Annotated in this window: 11 protein-coding genes; 8 read left to right on the top strand and 3 right to left on the bottom strand. The window is 37.6% G+C overall.

Annotated elements, in window-relative coordinates; all coding sequences use genetic code 11:
• Nucleotides 1-63: 63 nt before the first annotated feature.
• The 3 genes from ACQV2S_RS08160 to ACQV2S_RS08150 form a co-directional block, all read right to left on the bottom strand.
• Nucleotides 64-2,094 (bottom strand): amidase family protein, encoded by a 2,031-nt coding sequence (locus ACQV2S_RS08160; RefSeq protein ID WP_428885349.1) that lies wholly within the window; start codon nucleotides 2,092-2,094, stop codon nucleotides 64-66.
• Nucleotides 2,095-2,238: 144 nt separating this feature from the next.
• Complete coding sequence (pta, locus tag ACQV2S_RS08155) at nucleotides 2,239-3,216, bottom strand: phosphate acetyltransferase (RefSeq protein WP_428885348.1); 978 nt, start codon at nucleotides 3,214-3,216, stop codon at nucleotides 2,239-2,241.
• A 121-nt stretch (nucleotides 3,217-3,337) separates the two neighbouring features.
• Nucleotides 3,338-4,342 (bottom strand): DUF4349 domain-containing protein, encoded by a 1,005-nt coding sequence (locus ACQV2S_RS08150; RefSeq protein ID WP_428873303.1) that lies wholly within the window; start codon nucleotides 4,340-4,342, stop codon nucleotides 3,338-3,340.
• Between the two features lie 136 nt (nucleotides 4,343-4,478).
• On the opposite strand from ACQV2S_RS08150, the gene ACQV2S_RS08145 reads away from it, so the two are divergent.
• The 8 genes from ACQV2S_RS08145 (at nucleotide 4,479) to ACQV2S_RS08110 (ending at nucleotide 14,829) form a co-directional block, all read left to right on the top strand.
• Entirely contained in the window at nucleotides 4,479-4,928 is a 450-nt protein-coding gene (locus ACQV2S_RS08145) for a CopY/TcrY family copper transport repressor (RefSeq protein ID WP_428873301.1), read from the top strand.
• A gap of 17 nt (nucleotides 4,929-4,945) precedes the next feature.
• Nucleotides 4,946-5,152 (top strand): heavy-metal-associated domain-containing protein, encoded by a 207-nt coding sequence (locus tag ACQV2S_RS08140; protein WP_428885347.1) that lies wholly within the window; start codon nucleotides 4,946-4,948, stop codon nucleotides 5,150-5,152.
• A gap of 23 nt (nucleotides 5,153-5,175) precedes the next feature.
• On the top strand, nucleotides 5,176-7,647 hold the full coding sequence (locus ACQV2S_RS08135) for a heavy metal translocating P-type ATPase (protein WP_428882159.1): 2,472 nt from the start codon (nucleotides 5,176-5,178) through the stop codon (nucleotides 7,645-7,647).
• Between the two features lie 159 nt (nucleotides 7,648-7,806).
• A complete protein-coding gene (locus ACQV2S_RS08130) occupies nucleotides 7,807-8,292 on the top strand; it encodes a nucleoside 2-deoxyribosyltransferase (RefSeq protein WP_428875100.1) in 486 nt (161 codons plus the stop codon).
• 42 nt (nucleotides 8,293-8,334) lie between these two features.
• Entirely contained in the window at nucleotides 8,335-9,888 is a 1,554-nt protein-coding gene (locus ACQV2S_RS08125; RefSeq protein WP_428885346.1) for a Ppx/GppA family phosphatase, read from the top strand.
• 23 nt (nucleotides 9,889-9,911) lie between these two features.
• On the top strand, nucleotides 9,912-12,191 hold the full coding sequence (locus ACQV2S_RS08120) for an RNA degradosome polyphosphate kinase (RefSeq protein WP_428875098.1): 2,280 nt from the start codon (nucleotides 9,912-9,914) through the stop codon (nucleotides 12,189-12,191).
• 142 nt (nucleotides 12,192-12,333) lie between these two features.
• Nucleotides 12,334-13,965, top strand: coding sequence for an ABC-F family ATP-binding cassette domain-containing protein (locus ACQV2S_RS08115; RefSeq protein ID WP_428885345.1), 1,632 nt, complete (start codon nucleotides 12,334-12,336; stop codon nucleotides 13,963-13,965).
• A 150-nt stretch (nucleotides 13,966-14,115) separates the two neighbouring features.
• Nucleotides 14,116-14,829: a YebC/PmpR family DNA-binding transcriptional regulator gene (locus tag ACQV2S_RS08110; protein WP_428873292.1), complete on the top strand. Its 714-nt coding sequence runs from the start codon at nucleotides 14,116-14,118 to the stop codon at nucleotides 14,827-14,829.
• Nucleotides 14,830-15,228: the final 399 nt, after the last annotated feature.

Here is a 15,228-nt window from a genome sequence, read left to right as displayed (position 1 = left end):
TTTAAACAACGTTTATAGTGGTTTTTCGGTTTGAGACTTATGATACAGCCCCTTTAAATTGCCTTATTTTTTACGAACGAAGTAACCGGCGATGCCGAATAAAGTAAGGCTTATACTGTACATGACCAGCTGATCACTTTCCCCAGTGTTTGGAAGTGTATCCTTCGCTGAATCAGTGGCTTGAACTTGATGATCCTTTACGACTGGTTGTGAAGAAGGGCTATTGGATAAATGATTGTCTTCAGCCTGTTCTTCAATATTGCTTTGGTCATCCAAGTCCTCAATTTGAGTATCTGCCCCATTTCCTACTGTTTCATCCGCTCCCGGAAATGGATTTAAGATGTTGTCTGTATCTGGCTCCACATCTGGATTTGATTCCTTATCATCACTCGGACGATTATAGTAGGTAATAAAGCGATTGCTTTCTTCTAACAGTTTCCCAATTTGTAGTAAACTGCGGTCGTTTTTAGCAAATGTGTTGAACATTACACCCATCGGCAGTCCTTTATCTGTCAAATATGTTGGTAAGCTCAGTGCAGGTGTACCAGTTAGATTAGCCAATTGAGTGTAAGGAGTCAAAGTCCACGCTGGTAACCATTGATCATAAATTACTTGTAATTTTTCAACTTTACTCAAACCAGACATGTCTTCCATTACTTCAGCCAGCTCTGGACTAATATGATTATAATCAGCCTTTGGAGCTGGGTAAGCATTAGTAGCTGTTAATAAAAATGGATATTTTGAATAGAAAGCGTTCATATCTTCTGTCACTTGATGGATATAGTCCCAAGCTCCAGCTACATCTTCTTTAGTTAAATCCTTTGATGTTTGGTATAAAGCCCAAGTTAGCAATTCCACATCTTCTCTTTGAATTGGTCGACCAAGTGGTCTCTTTGCTATGTAGTCCAAAGAGCCAGCAGCCGAAGAAGCAAGAATGTAGTATTGCTCCATTAATTTTTTTCCATCTACTGGATAAGCTACTTCCTCGACTAAATAACCTTCACCTTTTAAGAAATTGGCTACCTCTCGAACTGCTTGAATAGCATCTTCTGATATCGGCGTTCCAGCAGGAGTCATGGTTGTGTAGGCTATGGGAGTGGTCTTGTCAAAGCTTCCTTGCAGTACATGTTCACGCGTCTTTTCTTTTAATAAGGTCTCAAAAAGTGTAATTGTATCTTGCATTGATTTAGTCTCTGCAAAGTGGGTGGTTTGATTGTTTATTGAGCTGCTATCCCATGTTAAAATTCCTCTCGATGGATGTAAACCAATTAAACCAGACCAAGAAGCTGGAATTCTAGTAGAACCACCGGCATCACTGGAACTTGCGACTGGTACTTGCCCAATTGCGACAGCTGCTGAAGATCCCCCTGAAGATCCTCCCGGATTATGGGCTAAATTCCAAGGATTATGTGTGTCACCATACAATTCAGAATTAGTTACATTGATCCAACCCATTTGCGGATAAGAAGTTTGACCGATTACAATAAAGCCTGCTTCTTTAAAAGCTTTTACTTGGCGACCATCTCTAGAAGATGTTTGATCTTCCAAAAACTTGAAGCCGAGTGTATTGCTACCCTCTTCCACAGAGTGACCTAGACCCTTCACTAACATCGGCACACCATAAAAAGGCTGACCAGTATCTTCCATCGCTTCAGCTTCAGCTAAAGCAGCTTCTTTGCGTGTTGAAATAACGTTATTTAAATCAGGATTTGTTTCTTCGATTACTTGAAAAGCAAATTCAATTAATTCTTTACTTGTTGTTCTTCCTCTTCTGACCATTTCAGCAAGTGTTGTGGCGTCCAACTTTTTATATTCTTCAATAGTTAAGGGAGTTTGTGAAGGTGTTTCGCCTTCACCTTGTGAATCAACTTCCATTCTAGCAGGTGTTTCTTGTGGTTCTTCTTCACTTTCACCAGGAATCACAGCCTTGTCAGATTCTATCTCTGGATTTGATTTTACTTGAATAGATTGCAAGCTGGAATTTAAGCTTTCTACATCTGATTCCATAGCGTTTACATTCACTGCAAGTGGCGTGAAACTATTTAAGGCAAGGGTTGACAACAATAAGAGTCGCTTCATTAAACTTTTTTTCATTGATTTCCTCCAATAAGTAATTTTTCACAAAATCCATTGTAACATGTTCTTCACAAATGTGAAAATGATTCTCATTAGATTTGCATGAGAAAAGCTCCTCAATCAAAAATCTGCTTGAGGAGCTTGGTTTATAATTTATTTAGGTTAGTTATTTAGAGCCTGGTTGGCTGTGATAATCGCTACTTTAAACACATCTTCTTCTACACACCCTCTTGAAAGGTCTGAAACGGGTTTATTCAGTCCTTGTAAAATTGGTCCAACAGCTTGGAAATTACCTAAGCGTTGCGCAATCTTATAGCCAATATTTCCAGATTGAATTTCTGGGAAAACAAAGACAGTCGCTTGTCCATCAAGAATAGACCCAGGAACCTTTTGTACAGCCACCTCAGGAACAATAGCCGCATCAAATTGCATTTCACCATCAATGGTCAATTCGGGTGCTAATTGCTTCGCAATTTTAGTCGCTTCTGCCACTTTATCTACTTCTGGTGATTTGGCTGATCCATAAGAAGAAAAACTTAACATCGCCACTTTAGGATCAATACCAAAGATTTCAGCTGTTTTAGCACTTTCTACCGCAATTTCAGCTAAAGATTGTGCATCAGGATTAATATTAATAGCGCAATCTGCAAACACTAATTTTTGACCATTGGTATGAGGTGGAACCATGATAAAGGCTCCTGAAATTAATTTTACGCCTGGTCGTGTTTTGATAATTTGTAAAGCAGGCCTTACTGTATCTCCTGTTGAGTAAACGGCTCCACATACCATTCCATCCGCTTGATTGGTATAAACCAACATGGTCCCAAAGTATGCAGGATCTTTTAGGAGTTCAATAGCTTCTTCTCTAGTATTCTTACCCTTACGTCTTTCAACAAAAGCTTCAATCAATTGATCCATTGCTTGATATTCTTCAGGGTCATGGAGAGTAATCCCTTCAATCACCCAATTTTTTTCATTGGCTAGTTGTTTAATTTCTACCTTATTACCCAAAACAATCGGTTCCACAATATCTTCGGCATGCAAGCGTACTGCTGCTCCTAAAACACGTGGGTCAGTCCCCTCAGGAAACACTATTTTGATGCCTTTTCCTTTTATCTTTTCTTGTAACTGTTGAAACATTGCTCGATCACTCCTTAATATTCACTGTCACTCTTAATGATACACTTTTATAAAATTGTTCTCAATATTTTTATTTAAAATTGTATCTAGTCTTTGGGATAAGGTATATAATCTGATTCATTTACTTTTCATCTGTTTCACTTGGATGGAAATTCTGTTTGATATTCTGTTCATGTTTAGCACGATTTAACATTCGATTTTCTTTCTCATTTTGAGGATAGTATTTACGGTAATTATCGGCAATCTTTTTAAAAAATAAGCGATACAATAAATAGATTGCCAAACAAATCATTAAGAAGGGTAAAGATGCTACCAATAATAAAACAAGATTTTCTAGCATCCACTTGGTAGAAATCAAAGCTTCTTTAAAAGTATTAGCTATACGACCTATAAAGGAATAATTTTGATTGCGTTCTTCTGCTAGAACATAGCGCTCACTCAAAGTAATATTGATAGTGGCTTGTTCTATTTGATTTTCCAAGTTAGCTTGTTCGGCTAAATATTGATCTCTTTGAATAATAGCATTTTCAATTTCAGTTTGAATTTGGACAATTTCTTCAATTTTTTCTGCTTGATCTAATAAGGCATTTAACCGGTCTAAACGATCCTCTACGGCTTGTAAACGGATGTCAATATCATTGACCGAGCGAGTGACATCTTGGGACCCTCTACTTGACGATTGCAAAGAAACATCCGGCAGGTCTTGGAGTTTCTCAACTGTTTGATTAAAGTTCGCCTGTGGAATACGCGCAGTCAAAATTAACTCACGCAACTCTTGCTCACTATCAGAAAATTGTCCGCCATCTATCAAATACTCATTTTGATAGTGAATGCTGCCTTTGCTTTTTTCAATCACTTCAAATAAAGCTTGTTTGGCCTCCTCATATTTTAAGGTCTCAAAATATAAGTCTGCCTTTTGAATCAAATAGGCTTGGTCAGCAGCTACTTCTTCTTGATAAGTTTCATTAGTCATTCTCATCTGTTGATTATCCAAATTGATGGAATCATTAAGAATTTGGTCTGGGGTTTTTTCTGACTTAAAAGAGCTTTGATTAAAATTTTCACAAGCTGCTAAACTCATTGTAACTGCTACTACTAAAATCAATAATTTGTAGTACTTTTTCATTTTATTTACTCCTTCAGATATTTTTCTTTATTATACTAGTAAATTTAATGAAAGACTAAGTTATGACTTGCAATTTGATGTCTACAGTTGTAAACTTTAAGTGAAGTTACATGTGTAATCAGAGAGGAGTTTTCTTATGCAAGAAAGTCTTTCAGTCCCATCGATCACTGATGCAGAATGGGAAATTATGCGGATAGTCTGGGCCCATCATTCACTTACTTCACGCCAAATTATCGATACTGCTAGTCAATTTTCTGATTGGAAAGAAGCTACTATAAAAACTTTAATTAACCGCTTATTGCAAAAAGAACATTTGACTCTTGAAGGAGAACATAAACCCTATCAATATCAAGCAAATATTTCTGAAAAAGAGGCTGTTCATGCAGAAATAAGTAAGCTACTGAACCGCATTTGCAATAAAGATAAGGCTCCTTTTATTCATCAAATAATTAATGATGTCATCTTATCACAAGCTGATTGTCAACAGCTGATAAAACAATTGCAGGATAAGGGCAAGCAGGCTCCAAGCCAAGTAAAATGTAATTGCCCAGTCGGTCAATGTCAATGTCACTCATGGTCTCATTAATTAATGGAGGAATTATCATGAAAAAACAAGATTTTAAAGTCCAAGGTATGTCTTGCAGCCACTGCGCTCAAACTATTCAAGATTTGCTTTTTTCAATGGATGGAGTTGAAAAAGTAAATATCCAAGTGGATACTAAAGAGCTTACTATTGAGCATCAAGACTTTTTAGCTATGGAAGATTTTAATCATGTGCTTAAAGATACTCACTATCATTTAAGCAAATAATCGATCCCTAAAGGAGGGCTAAAATGCAATCAAGTACTTATACTATTGATGGAATGTCCTGCACTTCTTGTGCAATGACAGTCGAAAAAACGCTTAATCAAACAATGGGTGTTGAAACAGCCGAAGTAAATCTACTGAACCACTCTGTAAAAGTCAATTTTGATCCACAAAAGGTCACATTTGAGACACTGGCTGATCGAGTAGAAAAGGCAGGCTATCAGCTATTACCTTCGATTAATGAAGCGCTCATTCAAAACTTTCGGATTGAGGGAATGTCTTGTGCTTCTTGTGCGCAAACAGTTGAAAAAGCAGCCAATCAACTGTCGGACGTTCAGTCTGCTCAAGTCAATTTTGCTACTTCAACATTGAATGTTGAGTGGGATCATAAAGCCCAGCCAGATAAAGCGATTGAGGCGGTGCAAAGAGCGGGTTATAATGCCAGTTTAATTATTTCTCCTGAAGAACAATATCAAAAAGATTTAGAGCGAGAACAGCAATATTTAAAAAAGTCCAAGCAAAAAATTATGGGTATGGTCCTGTTCACTCTGCCACTCTTTCTTTTAGCAATGGGTCCAATGATTGGCCTTCCTATTCCGGATTCTCTTTCAATAAAGCAACATCCAAGCGTTCATGCCCTCATTCAGATGATTTTAAGTAGTGCTGTTTTATATTTAGGTAAAGATTTATTTATTCGTGGATTCAAGAGTCTTTTGAATGGCCACCCCAACATGGACAGCTTAGTCGCAATAGGTAGTGGAGCCGCTTTTGTTCAAGGTCTAGTCGTAACGCTCTTTCTATTCATCAATCCTCTTCAAAATAGTCAAGAGATTGAATTATACTTTGAATCAGCTGCAGTAATTGTCTCTTTAATGACAATCGGCAAGTATTTAGAAGACATTGCTAAAGGACGAACTTCTTCAGCGATTAAAACCCTAATGGATTTAGCACCTAAAGAGGCACGTAGAATTAAAGAGGATGGCTCCATTGAAATTGTTCCAACCGAACGCATTCAACCAGGAGATCATTTGCAAATTAGACCTGGAGATACCATTCCAATGGATGGAATCATTCTTGAAGGTCAATCCAGTGTCGATGAATCGATGTTAACTGGTGAAGCCATGCCGGTTAATAAAAGCAAAGGCGACTGCGTAACTGGAGCTAGTTTAAATAAAACCGGTGGCTTTACCCTGGAGGTAGAACGAGTAGGGCAAGACACTACGCTTTCTCAAATTATTCAATTAGTTAATGAAGCTCAATCTTCCAAAGCTCAAATTGCTAAATTTGCTGATGTGGTAGCTTCTTATTTCGTCCCAACTGTTATGGTGATTGCCTTAATCAGTGGTTTATTCTGGTTCTTTATAATGAATCAATCCTTAACTTTCAGTTTACAGATTTTTATTAGTGTTTTAATTATCGCTTGCCCTTGTGCGCTTGGTTTAGCCACTCCAACAGCTATCATGGTGGGAACAGGTAATGCTGCACAAAAAGGGATCTTAATTAAAAGCAGTGCCAGTCTAGAAACTACTCACCAAGCAGATACTATTTTGCTTGATAAGACAGGGACTATCACCCAAGGTCAACCGAGTGTGACTGATTTTTATCCTGTTGATGAAAAAGATAAAGCTATTCTATTAAGTAAGTTAGCAAGTGTTGAAGCCAACTCAGAACACCCTCTTGGCAAGGCAGTTGTCGATTATGCCGAAAGTTTCGGCATAGAATATCAGGCTTTGAAGCAAATCCAATCAATTACAGGTAAGGGAATTACTGCTGAGATTAATGGCGAAAACATAGATATTGGTAACCAGCGTTTAATGGAAGAAATATTAAGCCAACCCATCCCTCAAGATTTTCTCTCACTAGCAGATAAACTGAGTCATGAAGCCAAAACTGTTATTTTCTATGCAATTAACCGCCATTTCCAAGGCTTATTAGCCATTTCAGATCCGATAAAAGAATCGAGTATGGAAGTAATAAAAACTCTCAAAGCAATGGGTCTTAAGGTGATGATGGTGACAGGTGATAATCAAGCCACAGCAGAACATATCGGTCAATTAGTAGGAGTGGATAAAGTCTTTGCCGAAGTTTTGCCTGAAGATAAGTCACGTATTGTAAAGGAAGTACAAGCAACCGGCAATAAAGTGATTATGGTCGGTGATGGCATTAATGATGCCCCTGCTTTAGCACAAGCTGATATCGGCATGGCGATCGGGTCTGGGACCGACATTGCGATTGAATCTGCTGATATTGTGTTAATGAATAACCATTTAACCACCATTCCGACCGCTATTAATTTGAGTCATGCGACTATCCGCAATATCAAACAGAACCTTTTCTGGGCTTTCTTCTATAATGTGATAGGCATTCCTTTTGCGATGGGCGTTATCTATCTATTTGGTGGTCCCTTACTTAACCCAATGATAGCCGCCTTAGCTATGAGCTTTTCTTCTATCTCTGTTTTACTTAATGCTCTACGCTTAAAATTTTTTGCTGAATAATTAACAACTCATTCGAGGAGTGGCTCAAGTTGAGCCACTCCTTTTTTGTGAATCAATTAATTTTCATGGAATTCCTAGAATTGATACACCAAACTAAAAAAATTTACTATAATAGAAGTATCAGCAATTAAAAAACTTACTTAAAGAAAGGATTTAATCATGACTAAATTATATTTTGCAAGTCCCCTTTTTAATGAAATGGAACTAGCCTTCAACCAAAAAGTTGCTAATGAATTAAGACAAGCCATACCTTCTTTAGATATTTTCTTACCACAAGAACAAGCTGAAATTAACGATAAGCAAGCCTATGCCGATTCAAAGATGATTGCTCGTTTGGATACGGAAGCAGTGCTAGCAAGTGATATCGTTTTGGCCGTCTTAGATGGACAAACCATTGATCCAGGTGTAGCCAGTGAAATTGGTATTGCCTACCAAGCCGGCATTCCTATTATTGGTCTATTTTCAGACTCCCGTCAACAAGGCGCGGATAACCCTCAAAAAATTGAAGCACTCAAAGAAGTTGCAGAATCACAGTTCGCCTATGTTAACTTATACACTGTGGGATTGATCAAACTTAACGGAAAGGTTGTTTCTCACTCTTCCGAGATTGCTGCTGCCATTGAAGAAGTCTTAAATAAAAAATAAAGACCAAGATGTTACTAAGTCACAATAGATGGGTGGAAATATATGTATTCCAATAAAGTAGGTTTAATTGATATCGGTTCAAATACTATTCGTATGGTGATTTATGCAATCGATCAATATTATGATGTTCATGAAATTACTAACCTTAAAGCGCCTGCACGTTTATCTCAATATTTGAATAAAGATGAAAACGACCAGGTAATGATGTCTGATAAAGGGATTCAGAAACTAACTGAAACGCTAGCTAGTTTTAACTATGCCGCTCGAGCACATAAAATTGAGGAGTTAATTGTCTTTGCTACAGCAGCTATTCGTCAATCAGCTAACCAAGAGCAAATCATACAGCGGGTATTAGAAGAAACTGGCATTGAAATTCGCATCTTATCAGAAAAAGAAGAGGCTTCGCTGGGCCAGTACGCTATTTCGCACTCCTTACCTAATCGTAATATGGTGACTATCGATATGGGCGGAGGGTCTTGTGAAATAACCTTGTCAGAAAACAAAGAGATTAAACAATACCATTCCTTTCCATTTGGCGTAGTCAGCTTGAAGGAAAAGTTCTTTAAAGATAAAGACCATAATGATTCAACAGCCATTGAAAAGACAAGACGCTATTTACAAAAAACTTTTAAGTCACTGGATTGGCTAAAGAAGGTTAAGTACCCGATCGTTGCGGTCGGTGGTTCTGCGCGTAATATCGCTCAAGTTCATCAACGCCTACAGAATTATCCCATTGCTGGCTTACATGGTTATCGACTCTCTGAAAAAAATCTAAACACCACACTCGACCTATTCCAGTCAACAAATTACCAAGATATGCAAGATATTGACGGTTTAAGTTCTGATCGAACTGACATCATTATTCCAGCTAACTTAGCATTAATTGAGCTTTTTCAAATCGTCAATGCGCCTACCCTATTCATTTCTAGACAAGGGCTGAGAGATGGTGTTATTACTTACTACTTGAATGATCATTTTAACCAGCCTATTAATCCTGAGCATATTCACGTTCGAAGTGTCGCCAAAGTATGTCGTGATTTCAAAGTGCATCCAAAGGTTGCAGAAATTCGGAGTAAAATAGCGATCGATCTTTATAAACAACTGACTGATTTAGGACAAATGGATTATTCCTATGCTCAGCAAGTTGAATTAGAAATGGCAAGTTATCTCTACCGATGTGGCCAATTCATCTCTAAAGAAGCTGATTCCCAGACAACTTTCTATCTTTTATCCAATATGGATTTGGCCGGTTTTTCACATCGCGACCGTGTCCGCTTAGCTTTATTAAGCAGTTATCGTAATAAATCTTTACTCAATCAATATTGTCAGTCTTTCAGCAATTGGTTTAGTAGTGAAGATATAAAAGAACTACAAGCTTTAGGAGGTATTTTAAAATTTAGCCAATCATTAAACGATTCTAAAACTTCTCCGATTAAAAATATTAAATTAGAAAAAAAGAAAAAAGACTATATCCTAACCCTTTATCACAATGGCCCTGTGGTAGCCGAGCAATATCGAGCAGATCGTCACGCCAAACATATTGCTCGTAGCTTAGATGGAAGCTTAAAACTAAAGTATGTTGACATAGAGGCTTAAAGAAAACTGAGAGGAGAAATGAAATGACTGAGACCAAAAAAAAGAAAAAGAAAACAGTGAATAAGGATAAGCGCATTTCTAACTCAAGAAAAAATCGCGGACAATTTGATAATCCTGACTTTTATTTTAACCGCGAATTATCTTGGCTAGACTTTAATTTACGTTGTATTGACAATGCTTATGATATGACCAATCCTTTACTGGAACAAATAAATTTCTTAGCCATTGCCTCTTCAAATCTCGATGAATTCTTTATGGTCAGAGTTTCGGGAGTTTACGATCAATACCTTGCTGGTGTGGAGGTTTCTGAAAATAAAACCTGCCAAACACCCGAAGAATTATTAGAAAACATTAGTCAGCGCAATCAACGCAATGTCGCTAAACAATACCAACGCTACCATGAATTAATGCCTCTCTTGCCAAATACTGGCTACCAAATGAAGTCCATCGGTGAATTATCCGTATCTGAACAAGCAGAAATAGACTATTACTTTAAGACCTTACTCTTACCGACTCTTTCTCCTTTAGGAATCGATGCCTACCGGCCTTTCCCTCACCTTGTCAATAAAGTTTTAAATATTATGGTTAAGCTGGAAAAGGATGGCAAAGAGCATCGAGCGATTCTTCCTATTCCTCAGCTGATTGAACGTTATTTCATTATTGAAGGACAAGTCCATACCATCGTCTTAGTGGAAGACATTATCATCCACCACCTTGATCGTATTTTTGAAGGCTATGAAGTTGTGGCTGCTTATCCTTTTCGAATTACACGTAATGCAGATTTTTCAATTGCAGAAGACGGTGCTTCCGATTTGTTAGTTCTAATTGAAGACTATGTCAAACAAAGAAAAAATGGAATGGCTGTCCGGCTTGAAATTGACCGCTCACGCTTAATGAATTTTTCTGAACAAAACCTTACTTATCTACAAGAAGTTTTTGAGTTGGAAGAAAATGCTGTTTACTTAATTGACGGGCCGCTCGATTTAACTTTCCTTTTTGCCTTAAGAGAAGAAATTGGTGAAAATAACCCTCAATTCTTATTTGAGGAGCATATACCCTACCTGAATCCCAAACATTTAGGAGAAGACCTATTCACCCAGGCCAAAGACCATGACATCTTCCTCCACCACCCTTATGATTCGTTTGATCCGGTAGTTAACTTAATAGCGTACGCTGCTCAAGATCCTCAAACCATTGCCATTAAACAGACCCTTTACAGAGTTTCTAAAAACTCTCCCATTATCTCAGCCTTAAAAACCGCTGCCGAAAACGGAAAAGAAGTTACCGTGTTGGTGGAACTAAAAGCACGTTTCGATGAAGAAAATAATGTTTATTGGGCCAAAGAATTAGAAGAAGCAGGCTGTCACGTTTTATATGGTGTTAGTGAACTAAAGACCCATTCCAAAATTTCACTGGTCATTCGCAAGGAGGATAATAAAATCCAACCTTACCTTCATCTAGGAACAGGTAATTACAATGACAAAACAGCAAAAATTTATACCGATATGGGCTTATTTACGACGCACCCTGGTTTAACGGATGATGCTACTGATTTCTTCAACTATTTAAGTGGTTATAGCAGCTTGCCAGATTATAAACATTTACATGTTTCACCTTTTGCCATTCGGGATTCTCTAATGGATTATATTGATGAGGAAATTGCTTTTCAAAAACAATACGGTAATGGTCGTATCATTGCTAAAATGAATTCCTTAACCGATCTTCCCCTCATCCAAAAGCTCTATGAAGCCAGTCAAGCGGGTATTTCAATTGATCTAATTGTTAGAGGTATCTGCTGTTTGAAACCGGGCATTCCTGGAATATCTGATAATATTCGTGTACGTTCAATTGTTGGTCGCTTTTTGGAACATTCCCGTGTGTATTACTTTAACCATAATAGTGATAACCACCTATTCCTCTCTTCAGCTGATATGATGACGCGCAATATGATTAAGCGTGTCGAAATTGAATTCCCGATCTTAGATAAGGATATCGAGGCCGATATAGTGGACTATTTAGAGCTTCAATTAGCTGATAATATGAAAGCACGTGAACTGCAAGTAAACGGCGAATATATCCGCCCAGTTATCATTGAAGACCAAAAAATCAACTCGCAAGAAATTTTAATCGAGCGAGCCAGCCAACGTCAAAAAGATCTCGATGAGCGCTTAGCTAAAGAAAAACAGAGTCGCAAAATTCGACTCAGTAAACTAAATCCCGCTCGTGATAATCAGACTAAACTGTCAAGTCCGCAAGATCCTTCTATAATCAAACGCTTCTTAGCTTGGTTACGCAGTCTATAAAATTTTGACTCTGTCCCTAAATGGACAGAGTTTTTTATCTTCTAATAAGTTTATCAATAAACTATATTTCTTAATGCTTTTTAGTCCTTATCATGCTAGAATGAAGGCGTATGTCTATGAATCTAAGATGGAGGTTATGTTTGTGATCAATGTATCGAATGTTAGTTTACAATTCCCAGACCGGAAATTATTTGATGAGGTCAATATTAATTTTACACCTGGCAACTGTTATGGTGTGATCGGAGCCAATGGTGCTGGTAAGTCAACCTTTTTAAAAATTTTATCAGGTGACATTGCACCTACAACGGGAAATGTGTCCATGGATCCTAATGAAAGATTAGCTGTTCTTAACCAAAACCACTACGGATTCGAAGACTATGAAGTGATCGAAACCGTGATGATGGGTTATAAGGAGCTTTATGAAGTAAAGAAAGAAAAAGATGCCATCTATATGAAAGCTGATTTTTCTGATGAAGATGGGGTGCGCGCTGGCGAATTAGAAGGTTTGTTTGCCGAAATGGGTGGTTGGGAAGCTGAATCAGAAGCTTCTAATATGTTACAAGGCTTAGGAATCCCTACTGAACAACATACAGCCAAGATGAGTGAGCTTATCGAAGCTGATAAAATCAAAGTTTTACTGGCTCAAGCACTTTTTGGTAAACCGGACAATCTGCTCCTAGACGAGCCAACTAACGGTCTAGATGCTCAAGCTATTGATTGGCTAAGTAACTTCATCATGGACTTCCCAAACACTGTCATCGTTGTTTCTCACGACCGTCACTTCCTAAACACAGTATGTACTCATATGGCGGATGTCGACTTCGGTAAAATAAAAATTTATGTGGGAAACTATGACTTTTGGTTACAATCCAGTCAATTAGCCGCTAAATTGCAAGCGGATCAAAATGCTAAAAAAGAAGAAAAAATTAAAGAATTACAAAACTTTATTGCGCGCTTTTCTGCTAATGCTTCTAAATCAAAACAAGCGACCTCTAGAAAGAAACTTTTAGAAAAAATTACCCTGGATGACATTCAACCTTCCAGCCGTCGCTATCCATTTGTCGGCTTTTCACCTGAACGTGAAATCGGTAATGATTTACTTAGCGTAGAAGGACTGTCAAAATCAATTGACGGTGAAGCCCTCTTTGATAATATTACTTTCACTTTGAATCGTGATGATAAGGTGGCTTTTGTCTCCCGCAATGACAATGCCATTTCAGCCTTTTTTGAAATCTTGATGGGAAACTTGGAAGCAGATAAGGGAAGCTTTGAATGGGGTGTTACGACTTCACAAACCTATCTGCCACGTAATTCGGGCGATGAATTTGATGGAGTCGAGTTGTCAATTGTCGATTGGTTAAGACAATATGCTTCTAAAGAAGAAAGTGACAATACCTTCTTACGCTCCTTCTTAGGACGCATGCTCTTTACAGGAGATGATGTCTTAAAACCTGTCAACGTCCTTTCTGGTGGTGAGAAAGTTCGCTGTTTACTTTCAAAAATGATGCTATCGAAAGCCAACGTTTTAGTGATGGATCAACCAACCAACCACTTAGACCTTGAATCCATTACTGCTTTAAACGATGGTTTAATTAAATTTAAATCCGCTATTCTCATCGCCTCACATGACTACGAAGTCTTAAATACAACAGTCAATCGTGTAATTGAAATTACTCCAACTGGGGCCTTTGATCGCATGAATACCAGCTATGAGGAATTTGTCAATGATAAAGATTTACAAGCGCGAATAGATAAATTGTATCCAAAAGATTAATTTTAAGCGACTCAGCAGTCGCTTTTTTTCTTTTGCTATCAAAAGTTTGACAGAAATCTTGCAAGCTAAAAATTTTTGAAAAAATTCTATAAATGAAGCTTGTTTTTCGCTATAATACAAACAGACTATAATGAAAGTGAAGTGAATTAAATGGGTCGTAAATGGATGAACATTCGCGAAAAAAAAGCGAAAACCGATCAACAAACCTCAAGAATTTATGCAAAATTTGGCATTGAAATTTATGCAGCAGCCAAATCAGGAGACCCAGATCCGGAGACCAACCAGAAACTAAAGTTTGTTGTCGATCGTGCTAAAACCTATAATGTACCATCTCACGTCATCAACAAAGCCATTGACAAGGCCAAAGGCTCGGCCGATGAGACCTTCCAAGAATTGCGATACGAAGGTTTTGGCCCGAATGGTTCAATGATTATCGTGGATGCTTTAACAAACAACGTAAACCGCACTGCCGCCAATGTTCGCATGGCCTTTAATAAGAACGGTGGAAATATGGGGGTTGCTGGATCCGTTTCTTATATGTTTGATCATGTGGCTGTTTTTGTGATGGAAAACCAAGATGAAGAAACCATTACGATGGCTTTATTGGAAGCAGATCTCGATGTCAAAGATGTTTATACTGAAGAAGGATCTGTGGTTGTATATGGTCAACCTGGTGATTACGGCACTATTAAAGAATGCCTGGAAAGTATTGGTATTACTGACTTTTCAGTGGCTGAAACTGAAATGATTGCCCAGACTGAAGTGGACCTCAACGCAGAAGACTTGGAAACTTTTGAGAAGTTAATTGATGCATTAGAAGATGATGAAGACGTGCAAAAGGTTTATCATAATGTGAATATGTAATTAATTCACGTAAATTTAAAGGTCTATATTCCTATGTTAACAAATAGCCTCCTATCCGTTGAATAGGAGATTGTTTGTTAACATCCGTTTAAATATCAATCTTATTATTTATATTTTTGTACACGATACGATCATAATACAATAAATAATTCCACCAAATAAAAGGTATTAATAAAGGAATTGCTCTTCATAAATAAAAATAATCCGAATAGTTATAGAAAGAACATTCAATCCAACTATTGATGCTCTCTTATAGATTAAACGTTTAGAGAAGCATCAGTGGAGTGAGTAATAAATCCATTGATTTATTTGACAATCTTTCTACATACTATTCGGATTTTTTCGGTTCTATAATTTATAGGGTTGATGGCCGAAGGCCTCAACTCTATTTTTTACTTT

Source organism: Facklamia sp. P13064 (genome assembly GCF_050409425.1).
Taxonomy (GTDB): Bacteria; Bacillota; Bacilli; order Lactobacillales; family Aerococcaceae; genus Facklamia.
This window is presented reverse-complemented; position numbering and strand designations above follow the sequence as displayed.

Bases quoted from the DNA above. Each gene is read 5' to 3' on its own strand.
- ACQV2S_RS08160 (WP_428885349.1), bottom strand. From the start codon at position 2,094: ATGAAAAAAAGTTTAATGAAGCGACTCTTATTGTTGTCAACCCTTGCC.
- pta (WP_428885348.1), bottom strand. From the start codon at position 3,216: ATGTTTCAACAGTTACAAGAAAAGATAAAAGGAAAAGGCATCAAAATA.
- ACQV2S_RS08150 (WP_428873303.1), bottom strand. From the start codon at position 4,342: ATGAAAAAGTACTACAAATTATTGATTTTAGTAGTAGCAGTTACAATG.
- ACQV2S_RS08145 (WP_428873301.1), top strand. From the start codon at position 4,479: ATGCAAGAAAGTCTTTCAGTCCCATCGATCACTGATGCAGAATGGGAA.
- ACQV2S_RS08140 (WP_428885347.1), top strand. From the start codon at position 4,946: ATGAAAAAACAAGATTTTAAAGTCCAAGGTATGTCTTGCAGCCACTGC.
- ACQV2S_RS08135 (WP_428882159.1), top strand. From the start codon at position 5,176: ATGCAATCAAGTACTTATACTATTGATGGAATGTCCTGCACTTCTTGT.
- ACQV2S_RS08130 (WP_428875100.1), top strand. From the start codon at position 7,807: ATGACTAAATTATATTTTGCAAGTCCCCTTTTTAATGAAATGGAACTA.
- ACQV2S_RS08125 (WP_428885346.1), top strand. From the start codon at position 8,335: ATGTATTCCAATAAAGTAGGTTTAATTGATATCGGTTCAAATACTATT.
- ACQV2S_RS08120 (WP_428875098.1), top strand. From the start codon at position 9,912: ATGACTGAGACCAAAAAAAAGAAAAAGAAAACAGTGAATAAGGATAAG.
- ACQV2S_RS08110 (WP_428873292.1), top strand. From the start codon at position 14,116: ATGGGTCGTAAATGGATGAACATTCGCGAAAAAAAAGCGAAAACCGAT.